This window comes from Heyndrickxia sp. FSL K6-6286 (genome assembly GCF_038630395.1).
Lineage (GTDB): Bacteria > Bacillota > Bacilli > Bacillales > Bacillaceae_C > Heyndrickxia > Heyndrickxia oleronia.
In genome coordinates, this window is record NZ_CP152029.1 from 3,618,982 (window position 1) to 3,645,187 (window position 26,206).

General features: G+C 35.1%; 25 protein-coding genes and 1 pseudogene. 9 read left to right on the top strand and 17 right to left on the bottom strand.

What is annotated here, in order from left to right; genetic code table 11:
* Positions 1–369: 369 nt before the first annotated feature.
* Positions 370–579, top strand: coding sequence for an alpha/beta-type small acid-soluble spore protein (locus tag MHI39_RS18195; protein WP_058006840.1), 210 nt, complete (start codon positions 370–372; stop codon positions 577–579).
* 110 nt (positions 580–689) lie between these two features.
* On the opposite strand, the gene fumC is transcribed toward MHI39_RS18195, so the two are convergent.
* From fumC to MHI39_RS18210, 3 genes are all read right to left on the bottom strand, one after another.
* Positions 690–2,063, bottom strand: a complete 1,374-nt coding sequence (fumC, locus tag MHI39_RS18200; RefSeq protein WP_342539880.1) for a class II fumarate hydratase — start codon at positions 2,061–2,063, stop codon at positions 690–692.
* 284 nt (positions 2,064–2,347) lie between these two features.
* Complete coding sequence (locus MHI39_RS18205) at positions 2,348–3,622, bottom strand: MFS transporter (protein ID WP_342539881.1); 1,275 nt, start codon at positions 3,620–3,622, stop codon at positions 2,348–2,350.
* Positions 3,623–3,864: 242 nt separating this feature from the next.
* A complete protein-coding gene (locus MHI39_RS18210; RefSeq protein WP_342539882.1) occupies positions 3,865–5,973 on the bottom strand; it encodes a PBP1A family penicillin-binding protein in 2,109 nt (702 codons plus the stop codon).
* A gap of 295 nt (positions 5,974–6,268) precedes the next feature.
* Here MHI39_RS18210 and MHI39_RS18215 point away from each other — a divergent pair, with 295 nt between their 5' ends.
* Positions 6,269–7,378 carry a histidine kinase N-terminal domain-containing protein gene (locus MHI39_RS18215; protein ID WP_071977260.1) on the top strand — a complete coding sequence of 370 codons (1,110 nt, stop codon included), beginning with the start codon at positions 6,269–6,271 and terminating at the stop codon, positions 7,376–7,378.
* 93 nt (positions 7,379–7,471) lie between these two features.
* Here the strand turns inward: MHI39_RS18215 and MHI39_RS18220 are convergent, their stop codons facing one another.
* The 3 genes from MHI39_RS18220 to MHI39_RS18230 all read right to left on the bottom strand — a co-directional run bounded on the left by MHI39_RS18220 (position 7,472) and on the right by MHI39_RS18230 (position 8,695).
* On the bottom strand, positions 7,472–7,729 hold the full coding sequence (locus MHI39_RS18220; RefSeq protein WP_071977261.1) for a hypothetical protein: 258 nt from the start codon (positions 7,727–7,729) through the stop codon (positions 7,472–7,474).
* A gap of 148 nt (positions 7,730–7,877) precedes the next feature.
* Positions 7,878–7,952 (bottom strand): YjcZ family sporulation protein, encoded by a 75-nt coding sequence (locus MHI39_RS18225; RefSeq protein ID WP_161809547.1) that lies wholly within the window; start codon positions 7,950–7,952, stop codon positions 7,878–7,880.
* A 107-nt stretch (positions 7,953–8,059) separates the two neighbouring features.
* Positions 8,060–8,695: an SGNH/GDSL hydrolase family protein gene (locus MHI39_RS18230; RefSeq protein WP_180212784.1), complete on the bottom strand. Its 636-nt coding sequence runs from the start codon at positions 8,693–8,695 to the stop codon at positions 8,060–8,062.
* Between the two features lie 271 nt (positions 8,696–8,966).
* Here MHI39_RS18230 and MHI39_RS18235 point away from each other — a divergent pair, with 271 nt between their 5' ends.
* Positions 8,967–10,415, top strand: coding sequence for a SulP family inorganic anion transporter (locus tag MHI39_RS18235; RefSeq protein WP_180212783.1), 1,449 nt, complete (start codon positions 8,967–8,969; stop codon positions 10,413–10,415).
* 415 nt (positions 10,416–10,830) lie between these two features.
* Positions 10,831–12,207, top strand: coding sequence for an aldehyde dehydrogenase (locus MHI39_RS18240; protein ID WP_071977265.1), 1,377 nt, complete (start codon positions 10,831–10,833; stop codon positions 12,205–12,207).
* A gap of 23 nt (positions 12,208–12,230) precedes the next feature.
* Here MHI39_RS18240 and MHI39_RS18245 read toward each other — a convergent pair whose 3' ends face one another.
* The 6 genes from MHI39_RS18245 to MHI39_RS18270 form a co-directional block, all read right to left on the bottom strand.
* A complete protein-coding gene (locus tag MHI39_RS18245) occupies positions 12,231–13,022 on the bottom strand; it encodes a serine hydrolase (RefSeq protein ID WP_251346481.1) in 792 nt (263 codons plus the stop codon).
* A 21-nt stretch (positions 13,023–13,043) separates the two neighbouring features.
* On the bottom strand, positions 13,044–14,021 hold the full coding sequence (locus MHI39_RS18250; RefSeq protein ID WP_071977266.1) for an oligopeptide/dipeptide ABC transporter ATP-binding protein: 978 nt from the start codon (positions 14,019–14,021) through the stop codon (positions 13,044–13,046).
* Positions 14,018–15,037 carry an ABC transporter ATP-binding protein gene (locus MHI39_RS18255; RefSeq protein ID WP_058005043.1) on the bottom strand — a complete coding sequence of 340 codons (1,020 nt, stop codon included), beginning with the start codon at positions 15,035–15,037 and terminating at the stop codon, positions 14,018–14,020. The genes MHI39_RS18250 and MHI39_RS18255 overlap by 4 nt, the downstream gene beginning before the upstream one ends.
* Before the next feature lie 14 nt (positions 15,038–15,051).
* Positions 15,052–16,125: an oligopeptide ABC transporter permease gene (opp3C, locus tag MHI39_RS18260; protein ID WP_342539883.1), complete on the bottom strand. Its 1,074-nt coding sequence runs from the start codon at positions 16,123–16,125 to the stop codon at positions 15,052–15,054.
* Positions 16,122–17,054, bottom strand: a complete 933-nt coding sequence (opp3b, locus tag MHI39_RS18265) for an oligopeptide ABC transporter permease (RefSeq protein WP_058005042.1) — start codon at positions 17,052–17,054, stop codon at positions 16,122–16,124. The genes opp3C and opp3b overlap by 4 nt, the downstream gene beginning before the upstream one ends.
* A 105-nt stretch (positions 17,055–17,159) precedes the next feature.
* Positions 17,160–18,818, bottom strand: coding sequence for a peptide ABC transporter substrate-binding protein (locus tag MHI39_RS18270; RefSeq protein WP_058005041.1), 1,659 nt, complete (start codon positions 18,816–18,818; stop codon positions 17,160–17,162).
* A 145-nt stretch (positions 18,819–18,963) separates the two neighbouring features.
* Between MHI39_RS18270 and MHI39_RS18275 the strand changes: the two genes are divergently transcribed.
* The gene (locus MHI39_RS18275) at positions 18,964–19,338 is read left to right on the top strand and encodes a DUF3899 domain-containing protein (protein WP_071977268.1); all 375 of its coding nucleotides are present in this window, start codon (positions 18,964–18,966) and stop codon (positions 19,336–19,338) included.
* On the opposite strand, the gene MHI39_RS18280 is transcribed toward MHI39_RS18275, so the two are convergent.
* Together MHI39_RS18280 and MHI39_RS18285 are read right to left on the bottom strand one after the other, a co-directional pair.
* The gene (locus tag MHI39_RS18280) at positions 19,323–20,249 is read right to left on the bottom strand and encodes a dipeptidase (RefSeq protein WP_342539884.1); all 927 of its coding nucleotides are present in this window, start codon (positions 20,247–20,249) and stop codon (positions 19,323–19,325) included. The two genes, MHI39_RS18275 and MHI39_RS18280, sit on opposite strands and share 16 nt — an antisense overlap.
* Positions 20,250–20,264: 15 nt before the next feature.
* Positions 20,265–20,969 carry a gamma-glutamyl-gamma-aminobutyrate hydrolase family protein gene (locus MHI39_RS18285; RefSeq protein ID WP_180212779.1) on the bottom strand — a complete coding sequence of 235 codons (705 nt, stop codon included), beginning with the start codon at positions 20,967–20,969 and terminating at the stop codon, positions 20,265–20,267.
* 168 nt (positions 20,970–21,137) lie between these two features.
* On the opposite strand from MHI39_RS18285, the gene corA reads away from it, so the two are divergent.
* From corA to MHI39_RS18305, 4 genes are all read left to right on the top strand, one after another.
* Positions 21,138–22,088 (top strand): magnesium/cobalt transporter CorA, encoded by a 951-nt coding sequence (gene corA, locus MHI39_RS18290; RefSeq protein WP_180212778.1) that lies wholly within the window; start codon positions 21,138–21,140, stop codon positions 22,086–22,088.
* Positions 22,089–22,228: 140 nt separating this feature from the next.
* Positions 22,229–22,693 (top strand): hypothetical protein, encoded by a 465-nt coding sequence (locus tag MHI39_RS18295; protein ID WP_071977271.1) that lies wholly within the window; start codon positions 22,229–22,231, stop codon positions 22,691–22,693.
* 195 nt (positions 22,694–22,888) lie between these two features.
* Positions 22,889–23,512: a LysE family translocator gene (locus tag MHI39_RS18300; RefSeq protein WP_058005035.1), complete on the top strand. Its 624-nt coding sequence runs from the start codon at positions 22,889–22,891 to the stop codon at positions 23,510–23,512.
* Positions 23,513–23,690: 178 nt separating this feature from the next.
* A complete protein-coding gene (locus MHI39_RS18305) occupies positions 23,691–24,656 on the top strand; it encodes a nuclease-related domain-containing protein (protein ID WP_342539885.1) in 966 nt (321 codons plus the stop codon).
* A gap of 34 nt (positions 24,657–24,690) precedes the next feature.
* Here MHI39_RS18305 and MHI39_RS18310 read toward each other — a convergent pair.
* The 3 genes and pseudogenes from MHI39_RS18310 to MHI39_RS18320 all read right to left on the bottom strand — a co-directional run bounded on the left by MHI39_RS18310 (position 24,691) and on the right by MHI39_RS18320 (position 26,202).
* Positions 24,691–25,013: pseudogene (locus MHI39_RS18310) on the bottom strand (VOC family protein).
* Between the two features lie 2 nt (positions 25,014–25,015).
* A complete protein-coding gene (locus MHI39_RS18315; protein WP_342539886.1) occupies positions 25,016–25,372 on the bottom strand; it encodes a VOC family protein in 357 nt (118 codons plus the stop codon).
* 56 nt (positions 25,373–25,428) lie between these two features.
* Positions 25,429–26,202, bottom strand: coding sequence for an AraC family transcriptional regulator (locus tag MHI39_RS18320; protein ID WP_058005030.1), 774 nt, complete (start codon positions 26,200–26,202; stop codon positions 25,429–25,431).
* Positions 26,203–26,206: the final 4 nt, after the last annotated feature.

Here is a 26,206-nt window from a genome sequence, read left to right on the forward strand (position 1 = left end):
CTTTTTTTGCTGTTTTAAAAGGACTCTTTTCTTAAACATTATTACCTAACATACTAACGTTCTGAAAAACAAACTTTAAAATGCTATATCTGCTTTGCTTTCATTAGTAAAAATCAGAATAAAATTCTACAATCCTTACTGATCTTTATGGATCATCAAAAATATGAGTAAGGGAAAAAATTCCTGAAATTAAACTTGTATATTTTATAAAAAAAAAAACATAATACTTAGTACAGAGCAAGAAACACCTTTAATATCAATGGGTTACTCCACTAGATGGTTCACAGTTAGCAGTTCAATGTTGATTGTGTGCTGGTGCAAGTCCAGCTAACCCAACCAAAAAAAATTCAACGAGGAGATGACAGAATCATGGCAAACAACAATAATTCTAATCAATTAGTAGCTCCTGGAGCGCAACAAGCAATTGATCAAATGAAGTATGAAATTGCACAAGAATTTGGTGTAAATCTTGGTGCAGACACAACTTCTCGCGCTAATGGATCTGTAGGAGGAGAAATTACAAAACGCTTAGTTCAAATGGCTGAACAACAACTTGGCGGAGGCTTCTCTCAACAATAATAGTATTTACATTTCAACTGAATATAATGGCTAGAAAGGAGACACTCTGTAGTGTCTCCTTTCGTATTTTTCAGATATAAGGAACTACCTATTTCTTACTTTCTAACTAATTATACATTCACCATTTTCCGGGGATCGATCCATTCATCGTATTGTTTTTCTGTTACATACCCCGTTTTAATGGCCGCTTCCTTTAAGGTGGAACCTTCCTTAAAAGCAAGCTTTGCAATTTCAGCTGCCTTTTCATAACCGATATGTGGATTTAATGCGGTGACAAGCATTAATGACTGATGAACATTCTTGGTAATGACTTCTTGATTTGGTTCGATCCCTTTCGCGCAATTATGATTAAATGAAACCATGCCATCTGCTAATAGTCGAACGGATTGAAGAAAATTGTAAATAATGACAGGTTTAAAAACATTTAGTTCAAAATTACCCTGACTTGCTGCAAATCCAATTGTCGTATCATTACCAAATACCTGAGCAGCAACCATCGTTAAAGCTTCACTTTGGGTTGGATTTACCTTTCCAGGCATAATTGAACTACCAGGTTCATTGGCAGGTATTCTAATTTCCCCAATCCCACTTCTTGGACCACTAGCCAGCCACCTGACATCATTGGCAATTTTCATTAAATCTGCAGCAAGGGCTTTTAAAGCACCATGGACATAGACGATTTCATCATGACTAGTTAAAGCGTGGAATTTATTATCGGAAGATTTGAACTCAAATCCAGTTTGAGCATGTAATTCTTTTGCGACTTTATCCCCAAAGCTAGGGTCCGCATTAATCCCTGTTCCGACAGCTGTTCCACCGATCGCTAAATTTAATAAGTGCTTACTACTTTCTTTTATCATGTATTCACTTTTTTCAAGCATTGCTCTCCAACCACTGATTTCTTGTCCTAATGTTAATGGTGTGGCATCCTGTAAATGTGTTCGGCCAATTTTAATGATCTCCATAAAATCTTGTTCCTTTTGGCCGAACGTTTCTTTTAATTGTTTAATTGCCGGAATTAACAAGTTTTGAATTTCATGATAGGCAGCAATATGCATGGCAGTTGGAAATGTATCATTTGAGCTTTGAGACATATTGATATCGTCATTAGGGTGAATCGTCTCATCTGTCGTTAATAATTCATTTGCCCTTCTTGCTAAAACCTCATTAATATTCATGTTTGATTGTGTACCACTCCCGGTTTGCCAAACAACAAGTGGAAAATGATCATCGAATACTCCATTTATGACTTCATCACATGCAGCTATAATTCCTTTTTTCTTAGTACCCGATAGTATTCCCAAATCATGGTTTACAGTGGCTGCAGCCTTTTTCAATTGAGCAAACGCTCTAATCACTTGTAATGGCATTCTCTCGGTACCAATTTTAAAATTTTCCTTACTTCTTTGTGTCTGTGCTCCCCAATATTTATCAGCAGGTACTTTCATTTCCCCTAAGGTATCTTTTTCTATCCGATATTCCATATGTATTCACTCCTATCTGTTTTTCTTTCTTCTTTACTTATATACCCATATCCTTATAAAAATTTCATAATCACAAAATTTTTATGTAATTTCTCAGTCTATCGACCTTTCTTAATAGGCTCCTTTCTCAAGCATGATTACTATTTAAGGAAAGGTTTAACTAACAACTATCAGTTGAAAACCGCTACATCTTTCATTTCACTGCGAAAAGAGCTGCAAACTCCATAAGTAAAAAAAGCGATTCTAAATGAATCGCTAACGTACTTCTATTAATATTGGATGATTTAATGAGCAACTGATGTTTGATTTACTCCCTCTACTTTATGTTTAGAAAGCTTCGGTAATACCATCATGTAATAGATGGCAACAATAATTAAAGCCCCTCCAACTATACAATACAGCGCCTCAATAGATAGAATTTTCGGGAAGGATGCACTGATGAATCCCAGTGTGATTGTTTGAGAAAGCATCATTAACGGACTAATCCACCCCTGGACACGTCCCATATATTTTTTGTCAACAATACTTGGCATCCAGCCACCAATAGCAATATTGACTAACGGTAGGGTCAATGCTGAAATAAAAATTAAGACAAAGAATATCGTTATGTTACTAGCATAACCTGATAGTACAACAAATGATCCCGTTACTAATAATCCAGTTATCATTGCCTGATAGAACTTTATCTTTTGGATAATTATTGAAGAAAGCACACTTCCTATTAATACACCACTTCCAAAAATCACTCCGAGAATGACTGAAAATTCTTCATAACTTTGTGGGGCGAGTTTATATTTTAATATAAATATCGGCATGACGGAAAAGCCGCCATTCACTACACCAAATAAGAAAAAACCGACAATTAACGAACGCAATAATTTATTTTTAAGAATGTATCCTGCTCCCACTTTGAAATCATTGAATACAAAGCCAATATTTAGATCCTTCCATTTATGATTTCCATTTGGAAGGCGTACCTCTTCAGGTATCTTGCAAGCACGCATTAACAGTCCACTAACGACAAATGAAAGAGAATCGATAATAACAGCACCATAAACACCAGTGAACCGATATGCAAGAATTCCTAATGCCCCTCCGAATAACATAAATAAACTTGATACCATCTGATTTAGCCCCGCAGATGTAGCATAATCATCCTTGGAAAGCACTCCCTGTAAAATTCCACTTTCGGCTGGAAAGAAAAATTTCGATACTGCACTTCTTAGGAATAATATTGCAAATATAAGTGGCATCCATCCAATATAGATGGCACCTAGGAGAACGATTGACAATGATGCACTAATTGTATCGCAATGATAAGCAATTTTTTGCCTATCCATTCTATCTGCTAACACACCAACAAGAAAAAACACTGCTAAAGTAGGCAGGGAATACATCATTTCTGCAATGGAAGCATACGCTGGCTGCTCAGAGAATCGATCTAGAAGATAAAAGGTAAATGCAGTAATCCCGATAATACTCCCCATTTGTGAAGTAAAATTAGCAAAGAATAATTTAACAAAAACAGGATTTTTAAAAATCTCAATTATTTTCTTCATTTTTTTCCCTCGTTTTCGATTAATTTTCTTTATTATATAGGTGTATATTTGCTCTCGGCAGGATCTTATGTTGGTTTTTCTATCGGTCCCAAGTCTGATTTTCCCTTTACCTATGGAAGGATATCAAAGCAGTACTCTAAATAGAAAAGGGACTAATCTCCCAATACAATATCCTAGTTCAACTAACTTTAGATACAGTATTTTGCGTGAGTTCAGTCCCTTATGTTTATCCAGGTTAAAAATTAATCGCCTTGCATACCTTTAATTTTCTCTTTCACCCTATCTTCAAGGTCCTTCCAGTTGTCCTTTCCTTCTTTAAATTTTTCCTTCATCTTTTTTTGGCCTTTTTCCGCTTTATCTCTTAACTTTTCAGTACTATCTTTTAGTTTTTTATTAAATTCTTTTGCTTTCGTTTTAAATGGATGGTCTTTTTCATATTGCTTTTGAATTTGAGTATTTATTGAATCCACATCAAATTTTGTTGGCTCCGTGTACTTTAACGTTCCTTGCATAATCGTTTGGAATACTGGAACCACTCCTTGTGAACTTAATCCGGATAAGTAATGATTTTCATCTGTACGATCATATCCCATCCATACCGCACCTACTAGATTAGGTGTATATCCAACAAACCACTGATCAGCTGTACCATTTCTATTTTGGTTGTTCAATTGGGTAGAGCCTGTCTTACCAGCAATTTGATAGCCAGGTACATTCACACCTTTTCCCGTTCCGGATTCGACAACATTTAAAAGCATTGAAGTCATATCCTTGGCAACTTTTTTACTAGTTACTTTCGTTTCTTTTTGCTTTCTTTCGACAATCGTTTTTCCAGTTGGACCAACAATCTTAGTGATAATATGACTATCTAGCCTTTTTCCATCATTTGCAAATGCAGAATAAGCCTCCGCCATTTGTTGCGGTGACACACCGGTTGAAAGTCCACCAAGTGCAATGCTTAAGTTTCGATCATTTTTCTGCAAAGGAATACCAAATCGTTCTACTGCATCTATCCCTTTATCAATACCAATCTCATTCAATAGCCAAACAGCAGGAATATTTATCGAGTCCTCTATTGCTTTATACATTGTGACTTCACCTTGGTATTGTCCGTTATAATTATCAGGTGAATAATTCTTACCAAATGTCATTTTCTCATCTTTTAATAGTGAATCAGGTTTATACCCTTCTTCCAATGCTGGAGTATAAACCACCAATGGTTTTATCGTCGAACCAGGGGATCGTTTTAAGTGTGTTGCGCGATTAAATCCACGGAATACTTTTTCCCCTCTTCCTCCAACTAAACCTCGTATTCCCCCTGTTTTTGGGTCCATTAATATTGAACCACTTTGAACAAGCTCGCCACCCATTCCTTGAGGGAAATTCCGATCATTATCATATATTTTTTCTAGAGAGGATTGGATATTCTGATCCATTTCTGTGTATATACGATATCCTCTTGTCATGATTTCATCCTGTGTTAATCCAAAGGTTTTAATGGCTTCATCAAGCACAGCATCGACATAATAAGGATATTTGCCTTTGATTGGATCGCGACCTCGATCCTCCAAGACTAGCTGCTCTTTCTTGGCGTTTTCATATTCTTTATCAGAAATCATGCCATACTTTTTCATAGCTCCTAAAACAGTGTTTCGTCGTTTAATTGCTCGATCCATATGGTTGTATGGATCAAGAGCGGACGGAGCATTTACTATTCCAGCAAGTGTCGCAGCTTCACTTAAATCAATCTCTTCAACATCCTTACCGAAATAAGTTCTTGATGCATTTTGCACTCCCCAAGCACTATGTCCAAAAAATACTTGGTTTAAATACATTTCTAGTATTTCATCTTTCGTATACTTTTTCTCAATTTCAACAGCTAAAAACAATTCTTCCACCTTACGTTTGTATGTTCTCTCTGGAGATAGTAAAGCGTTCTTGGTCAGCTGCTGCGTAATCGTACTTCCACCTGCTGTAATCCTACCAGCTACAATATTTTTAAAGAAAGCACTGCTCATCCCTTTCACATCGAAACCATTATGCTGATAAAATCGATGATCTTCAATTGCAACAATCGCGTTCTTTAAATGATCGGGCATTTTATCAATTGATACACCCTCTGTTCGGTTAGCAGATATTTTACTAGCCATATCTCCATCTTTATCGTAAATAACCGTTGATTGTGCCAAGCCCTTTTTCAACGATTCAACATTTGCTGTTGCAGCAAAATACCAGAAGAAGCCTAGAAATGCTAATAGAAAAACAGCCCCTGCTAATATGATGATTTGATTCATATGAGTTTTCTTCCAAAATCTTCGTACAGCCTGACGTAAACGCTGTAACCTTTCCATTAAACTCCCTGCTTTCATTGTTTTGGTGCTAGACACCTTTTATGCATGTTTTAAATAATTATACTCATTTATTCAATTTCGTCCATGTATATATTATCAAAGGCTCCCTTTGATTGCCATGTAAGATTTGTATCAAACAATAGGACAAAAAGTTAACTATACACAAACAGGAGTCCCAATGAAATGGAAATAAAAGAAATAAATTATCTTGGTATTTTTGAAATATTTTGATATATTTTAAGTGAAGGATCATTTTACAACAAGCTTCATTCCTATATGAAATCGAGGTGAAACAATGATACCGCTTAGAAATGATATTGTATCATTTTTGGAGAAAAATAAAGAACCTTTCCTAATGTCTTGGGAAAAACAAACCATTATCACTGGAAAAGATTCAATTAATGATTTTATATTTCTATATGGAGACGTAATGTATGATCTTCTATATAAGTCAATCATCTTAACATATGAAGAAATGAACCTCCTAATCGAGCCATTTGCCAAAAAAATTGCAAGAGATCGGATGATCGAACAAATCGGCATGGGGGAATTTGTATATAAAATCAATATTGGTAAAACGATATTATGTAAGGATTTATTACAACATTTTTCAGATATAGGTGATTTCCCTCCTTTTCTTGACCGAATATGTCACGTATTTGATAAATTTCTATTTTATGCTGTTACACATTATACAGATATTAAAGATCAAATTATCGAAGAAAAAAACCAATACATAACCTCGACACATCACGAACGTTTAACATTATTAGGACAAATGACATCCAGCTTTGTCCATGAATTTCGTAATCCATTAACATCTATTCATGGATTTGTTCAATTATTACGTTCTGAACATCCAACTCTACCCTATTTAGATATTATTGCAAATGAATTGGAACAGCTTAAATTTAGTATTTCACAGTTCCTAATGCTATCCAAAAAAGAAATCATTGAATTAGAAAAAACTTCATTTTCCTTAAACGAACTAATTGACGAGGTCTTATCCTTCCTTTATCCAAGAATACTTGAAGTAAATGTTGAAATTCAAAAAAATTTTTTACATGAATTAACCATTCATGGTTTTAAAGATGCAATTAGACAGGTGCTAATCAATATTATTTTTAATGCTGTCGATGTTCTCAAGAATATTAAAAATCCTATTATTCAAATTGAATTAGATCAAACTACCCAATCAGTCATTTTAGACATAGCAAATAATGGACCAAGAATTTCAGAAGGTCTCGTCGATAATATTTTCGAACCCTTTGTGACAACAAAAGAAACTGGTACAGGCTTAGGTTTATATGTTTCGAAAAATACCATTGAAAAACATGGGGGAACATTGACTTGTCAATCAAATGATGAATGGACTGTGTTCACCATTATTCTCCCTTTAAAGTAGGTAAAGAATGTATCAAATGAATAATTATATTTTACTTTTTATAATTTTCAAATGAAAAGACTCCCTACAACGTAAGGAGCCTTTTTTGATTGATTACCAAAAGAAAAATGGAAGAAAAGCCAAACCTGCAATAGCACCTAAGGCAACTCCAAAGCCGAAGCCACCCCAGCCCCATCCCCATCCCCACGGATAACCATATCCACCATAGTTTCTTTGGGGAAGTGGACGTAAATACACCATTCTATTATCTACACGATGAATGATCCCTCTATGGATTCTCCCATCATGCGTACGAATTTCTACTGCTTTACCCACACCTCTTCGACACATATCATAGTATGAAGCCGGCATAACATTGATCACCTCCAATTATGCTTACACAACAGTTTATGGTTATTTCTCATAATTGGAGTGGGACAATGATGCAGGGCATCCGTTTGAAATTTAGCCTCAAACAAAAAGAGATGGGCATATTCCCATCTCGATTCTTATGCATCATTTAACAAATAAAAGCTGCCCCAACAATAATAAGAAGGATGAATAACACTACGATTAAGGCAAATCCGCGACCAATCCCATAGCCGCCACCGTAGCCATACCCACCTGCTGGGTATCCGCAACCACATGCGTTCCACATAGACTTCTCACCTCCTTATAAGGTAGTGAACGATAATTTGCGTATTAAGCTTCTCTCTTTAAATGTTCATATCCATATTCATGAAGTTTTTTAGCAATCTCCACATGCCCTAAATAATTGGGATAATGTCGATCTCTAGTGCACCAGGTTTCAATTTGATCCTTAAAATGGTGATCTAGATTAACAGAATATACGCAAGGTGAATGGGCGCGACATTGAATATAATTGTTATATTTATTTATCCATTTTTCCGCTTGGTCATGATGTTCAAATGAATTATGTGGTCCAATAATCGCTAACATGTATTTATCGTTCTCTTCCTTCTTCACTTTGCAAATTTTATTAATAATATCATCTAAATTACTTTTGCTTTTCCTGTATGCTTGATAGAAATCTTCACCTTTTTCATTCTCATCTCGTTCAAATGCATCCAAAAAATCATTATGTCCGGCTGATAGTACAATAATTTGACTTTCTTTTATTTCACGAATATTATTTTCATCATCTAATAATTCTAGAATGTCATTTGAACGATAACTTGAATGAGCTCGTGTCATAACAGGAATTCTTTCGGAAAGTACTTCCTCAGACATCCGCGCGTGTTGGTACACAAAACTAGGTGTAAATAAAGAGGTACCTTTTCCCGCACATAATCCGTCACCAATTGCGAGATATTTCATATCCTTCTTCTCCCCCATATTTTAAATAATCCTTATTTATATGTATTCATCTTTTAATTCAAGGTACCAACCTAATGGAAAATAGGCGTTTGTCATGCTTTTACTTATATACCTATCTCCACCAATCATTGAATAATAAAGGTAGCTTTCATTACTCCATGAATCATGTTATAATCTTTTAGTTAAAAACGGATACGACTTTCATGAGAGTTGAAAGTCAAATAATTTAGAAGGCGTATCAACTATGAATCTATAAAACGAGGTGTAATATTTGAATTTATCCACAATAAAAAACGAATGGTTTGGAAACATTCGTGGAGATATATTATCTGGGATTGTTGTAGGACTCGCACTTATTCCAGAAGCAATCGGATTTTCCATTATTGCAGGTGTTGACCCTATGATCGGCTTGTATGCATCTTTTTGTATTGCTGTGGTTATTGCGTTTGTTGGTGGTAGACCGGCAATGATATCCGCAGCTACAGGAGCAACTGCCCTATTGATGGGAGGATTAGTTCGGGATCATGGACTTCAGTATCTTTTAGCGGCAACGATTTTAACTGGTATCATTCAAATTATCCTAGGAGTATGTAAAATAGGTCGGTTAATGAAATTTATCCCCCGATCAGTAATGATAGGGTTTGTTAATGCTTTAGCTATATTAATATTTAGTGCGCAAATCACCCATTTTAAAGGTGAGTCATGGGTGATGTATGCAATGGTTGCTGGAGGACTAGCAATCATTTACTTATTTCCTAAGGTGACAAAAACGATTCCTTCACCACTTGTAGCGATAATTGTCATTACAATCATCTCCATTTCCTTTGGAGTTAATGTGAGAACGGTCGGTGATATGGGAGAATTAACACAGACATTGCCAACGTTCCTAATCCCGAATATCCCTTTCAATTTTGAGACATTAAGAATTATCTTTCCAACCTCATTAGCTATTGCTTTAGTTGGATTATTGGAATCCTTGTTAACTGCTCAAATAGTCGATGATATGACGGACACGGATAGTAACAAGAATAAAGAGGCAAGAGGACAAGGAATCGCTAATATTGTATCAGGCTTTTTTGGTGGGATGGCAGGATGTGCCATGATTGGTCAATCAGGTATCAATGTAAAATCTGGTGGACGTGGCCGACTTTCTACTTTTGTTGCTGGGATTTTCCTTATGATCTTAATTGTGATCCTTAATAAATTACTCGTTCAAATTCCTATGGCTGCATTAGTTGCAGTAATGATTATGGTATCGATTGGAACATTTGATTGGAATTCATTAAAAAAATTACACATTATGCCTAAAAGTGATACTGTTGTTATGTTAGTAACTGTTATCACTGTCGTCGCAACAGATAATCTTTCTATTGGTGTGATTTGTGGAGTCATTTTGAGCGCAGTATTTTTCGCAGCGAAAATCTCTAAAATTCAAGTAGAAACGAATGTAAATCAAATGACGAATACTAAAACATATTACGTAACTGGACAATTATTCTTCGCTTCTGTCACAGAATTTGTTTCTAATTTTGATTATAATGATTCCTATGAATCAATCATTATTAATCTAACAAACACTCATATATGGGATGATTCTGCAGTCGGTGCAATTGATAAAATTGTCTTAAAATATCGTGAGAAAAATAAACACGTGAAAATTGTTGGCCTAAATCAACCAAGTTCGGCTCTAATGGATAAATTAGCCGTGCATAATAAATAAGGGTAACCTCATACAAGCATGTTTTTAAATGGCACATTTCACACACCCATGTTGTGATTTGAAGACCTTCCCTCCTTTATTTAGCTGCAAATATCATGAGAACATCTGTAGCCTGTATTAGGAGTCGTACTTATACAAAAAGCAACAGCCTTTCATATAAAGATTTGATAAGAAACAGCAAGGAAGCTGTTTCTTTTTTTATTTTGATTAGACGCTTTTCTCTAACATTGTTACTTTAAATAAAGTTTTAACAAATAACTATGGCTAAGACCACTGAATCCCTTATTTCATCTAAAAGCAAATAGTTGGACTTTTACAAAACAATAAACTATACAAAAACAACTTTGATTATTATATTGTAGAGGGAATAGAATAGAAAGAGATACTAATTTATGAAAGAGAGGTTGGTGATGAAATGAATCCAATCCATTCAATTATACAAATGCAGAAGCAATTTCATAAGGATGGACAAACCAAAAATATTGATTTTAGAATTCAACAATTAAGAAAACTAAAATCAATGATTATAGAAAATGAGAAGGATATTATGGAAGCTTTAAAAACGGATTTAAATAAGTCTGAATTTGAATCCTATACAACAGAAATTGGTTTTGTTCTTTCTGAAATAACTTTCACATTAAAAAATATTCGAAAATGGACTAAACCTACACGGGTTAAATCCAGCTTTACACATATTGGTTCAAAAGGATTTGTCTATAAAGAGCCCTATGGTGTAGCCCTAATTATTGCTCCTTGGAATTATCCTATCAATCTAGCACTGGCACCTCTTATTGGAGCAATTGCTGCCGGAAATTGTGCAATTTTAAAGCCGTCTGAATTAACACCTGCCACCTCAAGTTTAATAAATAAACTAATAAGTAAGTACTTTCCACAAGAATATATCGCTGTTATTGAAGGCGATGCCCATACGAGCCAATTATTGCTCAACGAGGATGTGGATTATATATTCTTTACAGGCAGTATTCATGTAGGAAAAAAGGTAATGGAGGCAGCTGCTAAACATTTAACCCCTGTTACACTAGAACTAGGCGGAAAAAGCCCTTGTATCGTCCACCATGATGCTAAGCTTCCATTAGCAGCTAAACGAATTGTATGGGGAAAGCTTTTAAATGCCGGACAAACATGTGTAGCACCTGATTATTTACTCATACATGAATCCATCAAAGATTTATTTATCGAGGAAATGAAAAAAGCAATGACCGAACTATATGGAAATGAAATACTAGATAATCCAAATTACACAAAAATTGTAAACAGCAATCATTTTAACCGTTTAACTCAAATGGTAAATCGCTCAAAAGGAAAGATTCGAATGGGGGGAAAATGGGGAGAGAATTCTCTAAAAATTGAACCGACATTGATCGAAAACATCCAATGGAATGACCCTACAATGGAGGAAGAGATCTTTGGACCCATTCTCCCCATCATCACCTATCATGACATTGACGAAATGATTCAACAAGTTTCAGAGAGACCTAAACCACTTGCTTTATATTTATTTACTGAAAATAATAGGATTAGTAAGAAAATTATTGAGGAAATTTCGTTTGGAAGTAGTTGCATTAATGATACCGTATATCAAATTGCTACCCCACATCTTCCGTTCGGTGGTGTCGGTGCAAGCGGAACAGGTGCATACCATGGAAAAAAAAGCTTTGATGAATTTTCCCATGAAAAAAGTGTACTGAAGCAAACGACACGATTCGACATCCCCCTACGATATCCTAATGTAAAAATGGGGCTAGAGTTAGTAAGGAAAATAATGAAGTAGTACAGAAATGCACTACTTCATTATTATTGATTTAAAAGATATTCATAAACGGATTCACCTATTTTTGTAATAGAAACTTGTCCTAAAAAATTCTGTTCAAGCTGGTCAATTAATACAGCTATATAAGCTTTTTTTCCACCGTAATGAATGATGGCAACATCATGTTCGATTCCTTCCATTTCCCCTGTTTTATTTGCTATTTTCATAAGGTCCTGATCCATTAAACCGGGTAATTTATGACGAAATTGTTGTGCTGAAAGACATTTTAGTATGTCAAGTGTGCTATTTTTAGATAAAATTTCATTTTGATCTAATTCTTTTAATAGACAAATCATGTCAGATGCAGTTGTAATATTTTCATAACCTTTGGCTTTCGCCTGCTCATCCATTAATTTTCTTTCTACTTTAGTATGATGGGCCCCAATATCCCTACAAAACTGATTAATATTATCTTTTCCCAGTAATTCAATCATTATATTGGTTGCCGTATTGTCAGATACAATAATCATTAAGGTTATTAAATCCTTTATGCTTAGTTGAGTACCATCTGTAAGAGAATGAAGAACACCTGACCCACCTACTTTTTGAAAATCTTTTATTTCAATTAAATCTGTTAAACAAATCGTCCCTAATTCACTTTGTCGATATGCCTCCATCATGATTGGTATTTTAATTAAACTGGCAGATAAATATTCTCTATCACTGTCTTTTTCAATGATTCTTTGTTCATCGATTTCTACCGCAATACTAATTCTCGCCTGAGTGCTATTAATGATTTCCTCAACGGATTGAATGAAACATTCACTCGAATTCAATCGTTCATCTCCTCCATGGGGCTATTGTTCATTATATAAATGACAAGCTACAAAATGATTGGGTTTTACTTCCTGCCAAATAGGAGTCTTCTCAGCACATACCCCCATTGCCTGAGGACAGCGTGTTCGAAAAGGACAACCACTCGGTGGATTGATCGGATTTGGAACATCTCCCTTTAATATAATCCTTTCCCGTTTTCTTTCTAGCACAGGATCAGGTAATGGAATAGCCGAAAGAAGAGCCGCGGTATATGGATGCAATGGTTCCTCATACAATTCTTCACTTTCCGCTAGTTCCATCATTTGACCTAAATACATGACAGCAATTCGATCGCTAATATGCTTTACCATCGAAAGATCATGTGCGATAAACAAATAGGTCAAGTCTCTTTCATCTTGTAATTGTTTTAATAAGTTCACAATTTGAGCTTGAATTGAAACGTCTAGAGCAGCTATTGGTTCATCTGCAACAATAAATTTTGGCTCAACTGCTAAAGCTCGTGCAATCCCAATCCTTTGCCTTTGACCACCACTGAATTCATGTGGATATCGATTCGCATGATTACGGTCTAACCCTACTAATTCTAATAATTCAGTGACCCTAGTCCGGCGATCCTCTTTATTCATATTTGGTTGATGGATCAATAATCCCTCGGAAATAATCTCTAATACAGTCATCCGTGGATTTAATGAGGAATAAGGATCTTGAAAAATCATTTGAACGTCTTGGTGATATTGCTTTTCTCCAGCTTTTGATTGTTGACTTTCCAGTATTTTACCTGCGAACTTCACTACCCCTGATGTAGGTTGATATAGTTGAAGCAATGTTCTACCAACAGTAGATTTTCCACAACCAGACTCTCCGACAAGCCCTAATGTTTCACCTTTATGAATCGTAAAACTAATGCCATCAACTGCACGTAATTTTTGCTTTTTACCAACCTTAAAATATTTTGTTAAATTTTCTACTTCTACTAAGGGCTCCCGATAATTCATCATCTTGTTCCCCCAATCGCAACAGGCTTATTTTCCACTGGTGTCCTTTGATCATGAAGCCAGCAAGAAACCGAATGCTCATCTGTCATTTGGAGTTTCTCTGGTGCAAAATAATGACATACTTTCATCGTATAAGGACATCTCGATGCAAAGGGACATCCTTGTTGTTTTTTCGCTAGATTTGGTGGTGACCCAGGTATTGGAATTAAAGGGACCTTCCGACTAGAGTGAAGCTTTGGCATGGATTGCAATAATCCTAGTGTATAAGGGTGCTTAGGCTTATAAAATATTTCATCTACTGTTCCCATTTCAACAATTTCGCCAGCATACATGACAGCAACACGATCTGCCATATTAGCTACCACTCCTAAGTCATGAGTAATCATAATAATCGCGGTACCTGTTTTTTCTTGAAGGTTTTTCATTAAATCAAGAATTTGAGCCTGAATTGTCACGTCTAATGCTGTTGTTGGTTCATCCGCAATTAATATTTTGGGATTACACGCTAGAGCCATAGCAATTACCACACGCTGTCTCATTCCACCTGAAAACTGATGAGGAAAGGCATCTAGTCGTTCCTCTGGATTGGGTATTCCAACTAATTTCAACATATCAAGAGCTTTTTGTCTTGCCACTCGATTGGTTAATCCTTGATGTTTCTTTAATCCCTCTATGATTTGTTTTCCAATCTTCATCGTTGGATTTAATGAGGTCATCGGATCCTGAAATACCATTGAAATTTCCGAACCGCGGATTTTTTGAATTTGTCTAACCGGTAACGCGAGTAAATCTTGATTATCGTAATAAATTTTTCCTTCAGGAATATAAGTATTATGTTTAGGAAGAAGTTTCATTATTGATTTCGCCGTTACAGACTTTCCAGAGCCTGATTCACCAACTATTGCCAATGTTTCACCTTTTTTTAATGAAAAATTCACTCCTCTTACAGCATTTACTTCACCACTTTGATTTCGAAACGATACGTGTAAATTTTCAACAGATAGGATTTCTTCCACCATGATAAATCACTCCTTTATTTTCTCATCTTTGGATCAAGCGCATCTCTTAAGCCATCCCCTAGAAGATTAAAACAAATCATAACAGCACTGATGACAATAGATGGGAAAATGAGCTTATAGGTGAAGAAACGCATTGCTTTATAGCCATCGTCTATTAATACACCTAATGAGGCCAATGGTGCCTGAAGTCCTAACCCAATGAAACTTAAGAAAGCTTCAAAAAAGATTGCCGTTGGGATAGTAAACATTAATGTGACGATAATTGGCCCCATGACATTTGGCAATAAATGCTTCCCTATTAATCTTCTATTTGAAGCCCCGAGGGTTCTGGAGGCTAATACAAATTCTTGACTTTTAAGTTGGAGAATTTGTCCTCGTACGACCCTAGCCATTCCAACCCACCCAGTAATAACCATCGCAAGAATAATTGAGGTAATCCCTGGTTCAAGTATCAAAATAAATAAAATGATAATAATCAAGTTTGGAATTCCTACCAAAACCTCAATAATCCTCTGCATGACATTATCTACTTTTCCTCCATAAAATGCGGAAATACCTCCATAAAGTACACCAATACATAAATCAAGCAGGGCAGCAACTAAGGCGATGAAAAGAGAGATTTGTGTTCCTTTCCACACTCTCGTCCAAATATCTCTTCCGAATTCATCTGTACCAAACCAGTAATTGGTGGTTATATCTCTTTTTTCATATTGATCAACACCGTGTACATCTTTACCATTTAATCCAAGCCATTCTAAACCAGAAATCTTAGGCGGAAGATTTCGATGGGCAATATTTTGTTGTTTATAGGTATACTCATTAAAGCTTGGACCAAAAATCGCAAGGAGAGCGATGATAAGTAATACAACAAGAGAAATGACGGACCCTTTATTTCTCAACAACCTCATCCATGCTTCCTTCCAAAATGTAACAGGAGGTTTTGTAATTTCCTCATGTATGGAAGGATCTATTGGAGCAGGAACAAATAAATCATCCGTAATAACAGTTGGGATTTGATTGGTGCTTGATTGATCACCTTTGTGAGGATAGATCGTTGGTTGACTTTCTTTATTCATTTCTATCTTCATATTTCAGCCCCCCGTTTAAAATTAATGCGAGGATCTAGTAGTCCATATAAAAGGTCAACAATAAACACAACGAATATAAATAATGCACTATAAAAAACGGTTATCCCCATAATGACACTATAATCATTTACTAAAATGGATAATGTAAATTGTTCACCTAAACCTGGAACAGCAAAGATTTTTTCAATGACTAGGGTACCTGTCATGATTCCAACTGCTAATGGTCCTAACATTGTAACTACTGGGATTAATGCATTTCTTAATACATGCTTAATCACTACACCTGATTCAGTAATTCCTTTCGCTCTAGCAGTAATAACATAATCATGACCTAATACCTCTAGCATTTCTGTCCTAATAAATCTTGCTACCGTTGCCGTCACTGAAACAGATAAAGCAAAGGAGGGTAACAATGTGTATTTATAACTTTCCCATAGTGCAGGAGGTAGCCAACCTAATTTCACACCAATAAAATATTGTAATAGTGCAGCAAATACAAAGGATGGAATGGACATACCTAGTACAGCTAATGTAACCGATCCATAATCATAAATACTATTATGTTTTAGTGCAGATAAAATCCCAAGTAATAATCCAAAAACTATACCAAATACCATGGCTTGAAAACCGATCAATCCTGAAGGACCAATTCGATCCACGATCATACTATTTACAGTTCGACCTTCATATTGGAAGGACAAGCCAAAATCACCTGTTACTAAATTCCCTAAATAGTGGATATACTGCAACACTACAGGCTTATCAAGCCCATATTTTTCGTTTAAGACCTCTATTTGCTTGTCCGAAAGCTTTTCGGGGTTATTAAACGGAGTCCCTGGAAGCAATTTCATTAGAAAAAAAGTTAATGTCACAATGATAAAAAGAGTAATAATCATATAACCTAGTCTTTGAAGCAAGTAACGTTTCATAAAAACACCCCATTCCTTTAGAAAAAACTCTATGTATGGTGAAAAAAAAATCAGAAAAGAGGATGTACGTAAAACGATACATCCTCTACTTTTATCAGAGTAAACTTACTCCAAATAGGTCCATTTATAACTAAAATCTGCACCACTAGGATGTTCAATTAAGTCCTTAACATTGCTATGAATTAAAATCGCTTGCCCAGTTTGATAAAGTGGTGCAATCGCTGCATCTTCATCAATTAACATTTTTTCCAACTGTAATAACATTTCATATCGTTTGGATAGATCTGTTTCAAGTCTCGCTTTTTCAACTAATGCATCATAATCTTTTCTAGAATAATCTTCACGGTTGGATGAGCTTCCTGTAATCCACATATCTAAATATGTCATCGGATCACTATAATCTGGTCCCCATGTTGATAATGAAATATCATATTTAATTGATTTTTCAATTTCTAGTCTTTGTTCAAAAGGAACCGCTTTAATTTCTAATTTAAATCCAGGAAGATTCGTCTCTAGCTGGGATTGTATAAATTCCGCCATTTTCTTACTAGAGTCAGTATCAGCAAGATTAATAGCAACTTTTACTTCTTTCACTCCTGTTTCTTTTAATCCCTTTTCCCAGTATTTTTTAGCTTCATCAAGGGATCCTTTTAAAAGATCGCCATTTAATTCACGGAAATCCTTATTATCTGGTGAAAAATAATATTCTCCAGGAACTATACCGTATAATGGAACCGCTCCATTATTTAATGCAATATCGGTTAGTCCTTGCTTGTCGATAGCTAGGTTAACCGCTTTCCGAATATTTTCATTTCCTAAAACGGGGTGATTTAAATTAAAACGAAGGAATCCAATCCCTGCTTGTGTAGTTGTTTTAAATTCCTTATCATCCTTATAATTGTCTACAGATTCTGCCGTTAATGTCACTCTATCAATTTTTTTACTTTCGTAGAGATTCAAACCTGTAGCATCATCTTTTACAACATAGACATTTATTTCATCCAGCTTTACAGTATTTGCATCCCAATATTCCGGATTTTTTACATATTTCCAACTTTGTTCATGCTTCCACTCTGCTAATTTAAATGGTCCATTAGATAGTAACTTATCTGCTTCAAGAGCGTATTGGTCCCCCATTTCTTCTACAAATTTTTGATTTTGAGGAAGGAAGGTTCCAAAGGTTAATAGTGTTTCTAATAATGGGTTAGGATTCTCAAGAGTAACTTCCAATGTTTTTTCATCGACTGCCTTTACACCTAACTGATCAACATCCATTTTCCCATCAATAATAGCTTGTGCATTTTTCACTCCAACGGTTACAAACATATAGTTATATGCACCAGCTTCTTTTAACACCCTTTTCCATGCATACTCAAAGTCATTAGCAGTAACAGGATCACCATTACTCCATTTCGCATCTCTAATTTTAAATGTATGAACGAGGCCATCTTCACTTTGTTCATGATTTTCTGCCATAGCTAAAATCGGTTTATTATTCTGATCCTGACGGAAAAGACCTTCATTTACATTGTTTAAAACTGTAAATGCAACCGCATCATGAGCTTTCGTTGAATCCATCGTAGGAATCTCGGCAGTTGCTGTTACGTTTAATACTTGTTTTGTATCCGTACTTTTTTCTTCTCCGGCTTTTTCTTTCCCATTATCATTTGTTTCCGTTTTTTTGGAACCAAAGCCACATCCAGAAAGAGCCATTGAGATTACTAGCATGAAAATTAAGATGGATAACCATTTTTTCCTCTTCATTCGCCTTCCCCCTCTAATTAGAATTTTCTATATTTACTGATAGTTTATATAGTTCCTACGATATTATCAATATATTTTTAAATATTCAAACAAAGTAAAAGTATGTTAAACTACTTTTAACTAGTGATAGAAAGGGGTTGTTCGTTTGAAAAAATATTTATGGTTTAATAGTTTTTCCTTAGTTTTATCGCTTATTATCGTTTTATCCTTTTACCAGTCATGGGATTTTTTAGGATGGATTAATATACTTTTTTATATTGGAATAGTTATTCTTTTAATAGGATGTGTGCTAATCATTATTAGAGGAAATTTCTTTTCAGCTTTTATCTATAGCTGTAAGCGCTTTTTTCGTTCTATAAATAAAAAAGAACAAATAATCCAAGAAACTGAAGGGAGACAGGTTGAGCTGCCGTCTGTTAACCGACAAATCCCATCCCCCAAGCCTTGGATTATTAATGGTTTTTCATTTTGTATTTTAAGCTTATTACTGTCATTATTAATGGTCTATTCTGGTAGGTGATCGATAAAATTCTGATAGGCGAATCCTCTCACCTGTTCTTCTGAATAATACTTTAATAATTCATTGATTAAATTTTGATACATTGCGGAGTTTTCAAGTTTTTCTACCTTTGTAGATATGCCATCAAAATCAGAACCAAAACCTATTTGTTTCACACCGCCTAATGAACAAAAATGATCAATATGCTTAATTAAATCTGATAATGTCGCGTTCCCATCTTCCTTTACAAAAGGAGGGCAATATACAACGTGAACGAGGCCATTTTTTTCGAACATAGCCTTTGCTTGTTGATCAGATAAATTACGAACATGGTTACATATTTCCTTCGCATTCGAGTGACTTGCGATTGGATACTTTGCGACTTCTATAACATCCCAGAAGGCATTTTCACAAAGGTGAGACACATCGGTTAAAATCTTATGATCATTATTGAATGAGACAATTTCTTTTCCAAAGGATGTAAGACCTGCACCACGTTCTTCTCCAGCACCATCAGCAGCTAAGTTGGCATTATTCCAAGTTAAGCCAACCGAAAGAACACCTAACTCATGTAAAATGCTTAATTTTTGAAGATCATTTCCAATTGCATCTACCCCTTCTAAAGTAAGCATTGCACCGATTTCATTTTCTTTCAGTCGGTTAAAATCCTGCCACCTTGTAATCTGCTTCATTTCCGGATTTTTCCCAATCACTTCATTTTTAAAATAATAGACTTGATCAAGAGCTGCCTGAAACTTCTGATCAGATTTAATATCTGGGTCGATGAAAATGGCAAAGGCTTGAACCATCACATCTCCTTGTTGTAAACGGGTTTTATTTGTATCTAATTCTTCTGCATTACTATAGGATAATTTCCCTTTTGCATAAGCTAGTTTCATTAATGCATCACAATGTAAATCAATTACTTTCATTTTTTTATCCTCCAATTAAGATTGACATGCCTCTATAAATCTTTGAAAAATCGCTTTTGAAATATGATCTTCATTCAATGCTAATGGTTCAGGATGCCATTGTACCCCCAAGACAAATTGGTGTTCAGTGCTTTCAATAGCCTCTATCACTCCATCAGATGCCCGAGCTGTGACTATAAATGGACTCACCACATTCCTCACTGCCTGATGATGAAAAGAGTTCACTTTAAACTCTGTTTGACCAGCAATGGATTCTAGTAAACTATTTTTCTCTACATTGACATAGTGTGAATAATGTGAACGTGTAGCCTTCTGTGCGTGTTGAAGTAATTGTGACTCAGATTGGCTATAAATATCTTGGAACATATCTCCACCGGCAGCTATATTTAAAATTTGAATGCCACGGCAAATCGCTAAAATCGGTTTATTTTTTTCTAAAAAGCGATGTATGATTGCGACTTCTAAACTATCCCTACCTGGTGAAATTGATCCAAGATTTTGATGTGGTTCTTCTCCAAACAGGGTAGGATCAATATCCCCTCCACCAGAAAGCACAACACCGTCAATTTTGTCTACTATTTGATCCACATCTGCATCTATTCCAGCCGGAATGATCAAAGGAATCCCTCCAGCACAAATGACAGCTTGAATATAATCATTGGCTAGTGTATGTTTCCAATCAAGTTCTACATGTGCAGTTATCCCGATAATCGGTTTCACTATCATCTCCCCTTCCTCTTTATTTGATATATGTGTCTTACAATTATATCGCAATTTGTACGTTCCACAATTAAATTTTATGAATTTTTCCAATCTTTTAAATGTGTCAATGTAAAACTAAAGGGTATAATGAATGTAAGAGAGATTGAAATTTATAAGGAGTAATGTATGATACGAACGTTAGTGATTACTAGAGACTTTGAACTATTAAAAGGAGTGACTCTTGAGGAATTAAGCGATATGGATTGTCTTTGGTATTGGATTGACTTTGATCGTCCTACTGAGGAGGAAATTTTAAAATTAAGAAATCCATTACGATTTCATCCATTAGCGATTGAAGATTGTATCCATAAACTACAGCGACCAAAATTAGATTATTATGAGGACCATACTTTTTTTGTTCTCCATAGTCTTCATCCGGAAGAATTGATAAAAGAAGAAATAAATATCTTCCTTGGAACGAATTTTATCGTCACTTTCCATCAGCATCTAGCCAAAGAAATTCATGATGTTTGGAGCCTTTTTATCGAAAGCGATTCTTACGAAAATTGGGATCCTTATTTAATTTTGTATCAGTTGATGGATAAAATCGTTGATAATTATTTTCCGCTTATCTATAAACTTGAGGATCGCCTTAATGAAATTGAGGATAATTCAAAGAATGAAACAATGGAGGTATTATTGGAAAGTCTATTCGATACAAGACATGAATTGCTCTCCATGAGACATACAGTTACGCCAATGAGTGATTTATTATACCGAATGCTAAATTCTCATCGCCTAGATGGAATACAAAGGAGAGCTGCCTACTTTACTGATATTCATGACCATCTTTTGAAATTAACTGGGATGATTGATGCAAACAGGGAATTGACAGCAGATATTCGCGATAGTTATCTCTCTTTGAATGCCCATCAGACCAATCGAGTGATGAAAGTACTAACGGTCATTACCACCATTTTCATGCCGCTGACACTCATTGCCGGTATTTATGGAATGAATTTTGATTATATGCCTGAACTCCATTGGAATCTAGGTTACTTTATTATTCTTATCCTCATGTTCATCATAGGGGCAGGGATGTCACTTTGGTTTATGAAAAAAGGTTGGTTTAAATAGAGTTTGGTCTACTATACAACAGCTTCCTATAGGGGAGTTGTTTTTATTTGGAAACGTTTATTAAGAAAAACGAATAATTTAGATTAAATATTTAATACTAATCTGTATATAGCAATAAAAATTTATTAGGGGGACTTTCTTTGCTAATAAAGCTGTTATTACTTCTAGCACTAATTCTCCCATGGCTTACGGTTGTATTTCTAAATAAAAACCTTGTAAGACGATATATGCCTGTTACTATTTTTACTTGTTTGCTAATGACCATCGTTTTTCAAATTGCTTACAATTATAAGTGGTGGACCATTGACAGCTATATCGTTCCTTGGGGATATATGATTGATATTAGTTTTGCGTACGGAATCTTTGCTGTGGGCACGTTTTGGATTTTTGTTCTTGCCGCTAATAATTTCCGTATATTCCTTATCGTTAATTTAATTATGGATGCTTTTCTATGTTTCGTTGTGCTAGGCTTGTTGGAACGTTTAGGTGTAACTACGCTCGTTAATATTCATAAATGGCAATATTTCATTGTGACCTTTATTCTTTCATTAATTATTTATGTTTATCATTTATGGCAGGAAAAAATTTTTTCCGAAAAAGTCTAACTAATCAATGTCTCGAGCTGATCGAGGCATTTTTTTTTTGTAAAAATTGTTGCTAATAAGTAAAGTAAACTGTCTGAACCTTTTACAAAAGGAACAAATTCTACTTTAACAGCCTTATTTAAAAGATGATTTCGAATTCCCAGCATTTTTTATATAATGTAGTAAATCTGTTTTTATATAAAAGGGTGGGAAACGATGAGTAACTTTTGGATGTTTGTCTTTATGTCTGTCTGTTTGATTATTTTACCAGGTCCAGATACAGCGATTACCACTAAGAACACACTAACCTTTGGTTATAAAGGTGGGCTACAAACTGTATTTGGAACATGCTGTGCCCTCTGCATTCATACTTTTGCGGTTATCGCAGGAATATCTGCGATTATTGTTCAATCAGCGATGCTATTTTCAATTATAAAATATATAGGTGCAATTTATTTAATCTATTTAGGTGTGAAAACATTACTCTCCATTAGAAAAGATGTTGTCCAAGATGATGATACACATCATGTAATGACAGGACATTCATCATTTTTCCGGCAAGGCTTTTTAACAAATCTCTTAAATCCAAAGGTAGCTGTTTTCTTTTTAACTTTTTTACCGCAATTTATTAACCCAAAAGTACATTCATGGAGTCAATTTCTTCTTATGGGGTTTACATATACGGCATTGACTGTCATATGGTTTGTCTTTTATATTCTTTTCATTCAACGGATGAATGAATACATGAAAAAACCGAAAACACAAAAGTTTATTCAAGGATTAACCGGAGTAGTCCTAGTTGGATTTGCCATTAAACTTGCCTTTGAGAGGCGAACATAATAAGGATATGCGGATATATCTGAAAAATCGCGGATATATCCGTTTTTTCGCGGATAAATTGAATAATTAGCGGATAAATTCAAATTTTCGCGGATATTATGCTTCCCTATTAAAATTGGAAGGAGTTTTATTATTTTTAGCGAAGATTAAGGTAAGTAAATGAAAGGAGTGAGCATATTTGATTGTAAAAGAAAGGACAATCCCATTAAAACTAGAGGTTTATGATGCTCTCATGAGAAGAATTACGTTGAAACATCCTAAAAGAAATATTATTCAAGAGGAACTCTCAAAAATAAAAGCAGGCTTTAAAGGTGAAAAGGCTATAGACTACTATTTACAATTCCTTCCCCAAGATAACTATTATATTTTTCATGATCTTCGCTTAAAACTATACGATTATTATTTTCAGATTGATACTTTAATTGTTACCCCATCTTTTTTACTCATACTAGAAATCAAAAACATTGCTGGAACTTTACATTTTGAACCTATGTATCATCAACTGATTCGAAAAATGAACGAAAAGGAAGAAGGCTTTCCAGACCCATTATCACAGGTCCGAAGGCAAGAGCAACAATTAAGAGAATGGTTAATATCCCATAAGCTCCCTAGTATCCCTATCGAAAGTTTAATCATAATCAGTTTTCCATCAACCATCATCCACCCACCTAAATACATGACAAAGCTTCATCAAAAAATTTGTCATGCTCAGCATTTAATTGAAAAAATTGAAGAAATCTCCCTACTATATAGAAAAACCATTCTTAGTAAAAAAGATATAAACAAAATGAAAAGACTTCTCTTAAAAAATCATACCCTCTTAATCAATATCCCCCCATGTCCATTTGGCATTCAAAAGTCCGATATACTTCATGGAGTTCAGTGTCCATATTGTCAACATATTCCTATGTATCGAAAGCACGGGGGATGGGTGTGTCAACATTGTCAAAGCTCCACAAAAGATGCACATCACAAAGCCGTTGATGATTACTTTTTATTGATTGATCACGAATTAACGAATCAAAAATTATGTGAGTTTCTGCTAATACAATCATCCGATACTGCAACTAGATTATTAATCTCAATGGGACTTCCATACAATGGGTCAAAAAAAGGAAGAGTCTATTTTCGAAAAATCAAGTAAACCTCAGTAAAAGACCTTCACTTTCGAAGGTCTTTCACTTGTAGCTTGTTTTAATTTCCCCTTCATTTACATACTCAAACAATCCAAGTCGATTTCCCCAAGGATCAGTAAATGTCCCCCATTTTACAGGAACCTCTTCTCGAGAATGAATAGATTTAAAACACCAAAACGGATAGGACCACTTCCAACAGCTTGCTTGCCTTCAGCTACTTGTAACCAACATCCTGGTATTAGTTCCCATTCTGCAAACCCTTCATGAGGTATAAAGTCAGGCTTTCTAGATAAAAATGTCTCATACCACTGTTGACCTTCTTTTATGTCAAGCACTCTAACTTGTACCGTCATTTCATCTATCATGGCTATTTTGAGAACTCAATTAACTCAAGATGATTTCCGGTTGGATCTTCAATAATCATATAACGTCCAGGTGGACAAGGTCGTGGCTCATCAAATATCATTTTTACATGTTTCGCTTTTAAATGTTTGATATCCTCATCTAAATTTTTGGAAATGATTCCAGGAAGGACATACGGCTTTGTATTTGTATGCACTGTTTCAGCCTTTTCTAATACAATCGTAAACGCTTCTTGTTTTAATGTAGCAATATTTTCTCCATATCTTTGTGATAGTTCAAATCCAAGGATATTTGTATAAAACTCCACCGCTTCATCTATTTCATGCACGTTAATCGTTAAAACACCAATTTGATTTAACATCTTTTCTCCCCCTTTTCTACATTCACTTTATCAAAATTTATCCGTCATTATTTCTTCTACTTTGCTCTGTTTTTTTCAAATAGTAATAATGGCAGGTTAATTAGTATAGGTGGATCATACGGCATCGGCTCCCGTAATTTAACCGTGATATCGATATTTGTGCCCGATGTTATTTCAAGTGGTTGCTCATATTTCCCTCGCAATAAACTATCGCTAGAAAAGTATTTTTTCGGATTAAGATTCCAAGGAATCCCTGCAATCAGCATGTAGTACTTACCTTCAGGAATATTCGAAAACAAACAAGAGCTATTTTTATGTAAAAGTGCAGTACCAACTATCGGCCGTTGGTCAGGTATTGGACGTGGGAAAAGTCCTGCAAATAATATGCCTTTAAAATCTAGTGGAGGAATAATTTTGCATCTAACAGATTGAAATTGAAGTGTTTCTAAGGATTGAGTTTGTTCCATTGTTCCAAATTGAATCAGCTGATTCTGTAATGTACCCATTTTCTGGCGAAATTCCCTAGGAGACTGTCCTACATATTGTTTAAAGCGTGAACTAAACGTTCCTATACTCTGGAATCCAAGTGATAATAATACTTTTAAAACAGATGAAGTGGACTCACTTAAATGGGACTTTCCTGCCTCAATACGAAGTGCAGAAAGGTAGTGTCTAGGCGCAATCCCGGTTACCTCCTTAAAGATTCTTATAAAATGAAAATGACTATACCCCACATGGGATGCTAATTCTTCCGTCGTAATGTCTGCTGACAAATTCATTTTCATATATGTAATTGCTTCCACCGTTATTTTTATATGCTCATCATTCAACTAT

Excerpts from the sequence above, each read along its gene's own strand:
- MHI39_RS18215 (WP_071977260.1), top strand. The coding sequence starts at position 6,269 with ATGATACCGCTTAGAAATGATATTGTATCATTTTTGGAGAAAAATAAA.
- corA (WP_180212778.1), top strand. The coding sequence starts at position 21,138 with ATGATACGAACGTTAGTGATTACTAGAGACTTTGAACTATTAAAAGGA.
- MHI39_RS18205 (WP_342539881.1), bottom strand. The coding sequence starts at position 3,622 with ATGAAGAAAATAATTGAGATTTTTAAAAATCCTGTTTTTGTTAAATTA.
- fumC (WP_342539880.1), bottom strand. The coding sequence starts at position 2,063 with ATGGAATATCGGATAGAAAAAGATACCTTAGGGGAAATGAAAGTACCT.
- MHI39_RS18240 (WP_071977265.1), top strand. The coding sequence starts at position 10,831 with ATGAATCCAATCCATTCAATTATACAAATGCAGAAGCAATTTCATAAG.
- MHI39_RS18220 (WP_071977261.1), bottom strand. The coding sequence starts at position 7,729 with ATGCCGGCTTCATACTATGATATGTGTCGAAGAGGTGTGGGTAAAGCA.
- MHI39_RS18210 (WP_342539882.1), bottom strand. The coding sequence starts at position 5,973 with ATGGAAAGGTTACAGCGTTTACGTCAGGCTGTACGAAGATTTTGGAAG.
- MHI39_RS18255 (WP_058005043.1), bottom strand. The coding sequence starts at position 15,037 with ATGGTGGAAGAAATCCTATCTGTTGAAAATTTACACGTATCGTTTCGA.
- MHI39_RS18270 (WP_058005041.1), bottom strand. The coding sequence starts at position 18,818 with ATGAAGAGGAAAAAATGGTTATCCATCTTAATTTTCATGCTAGTAATC.
- MHI39_RS18195 (WP_058006840.1), top strand. The coding sequence starts at position 370 with ATGGCAAACAACAATAATTCTAATCAATTAGTAGCTCCTGGAGCGCAA.
- opp3C (WP_342539883.1), bottom strand. The coding sequence starts at position 16,125 with ATGAAGATAGAAATGAATAAAGAAAGTCAACCAACGATCTATCCTCAC.
- MHI39_RS18300 (WP_058005035.1), top strand. The coding sequence starts at position 22,889 with ATGAGTAACTTTTGGATGTTTGTCTTTATGTCTGTCTGTTTGATTATT.
- opp3b (WP_058005042.1), bottom strand. The coding sequence starts at position 17,054 with ATGAAACGTTACTTGCTTCAAAGACTAGGTTATATGATTATTACTCTT.
- MHI39_RS18315 (WP_342539886.1), bottom strand. The coding sequence starts at position 25,372 with ATGTTAAATCAAATTGGTGTTTTAACGATTAACGTGCATGAAATAGAT.
- MHI39_RS18230 (WP_180212784.1), bottom strand. The coding sequence starts at position 8,695 with ATGAAATATCTCGCAATTGGTGACGGATTATGTGCGGGAAAAGGTACC.
- MHI39_RS18280 (WP_342539884.1), bottom strand. The coding sequence starts at position 20,249 with ATGAAAGTAATTGATTTACATTGTGATGCATTAATGAAACTAGCTTAT.
- MHI39_RS18250 (WP_071977266.1), bottom strand. The coding sequence starts at position 14,021 with ATGATGAATTATCGGGAGCCCTTAGTAGAAGTAGAAAATTTAACAAAA.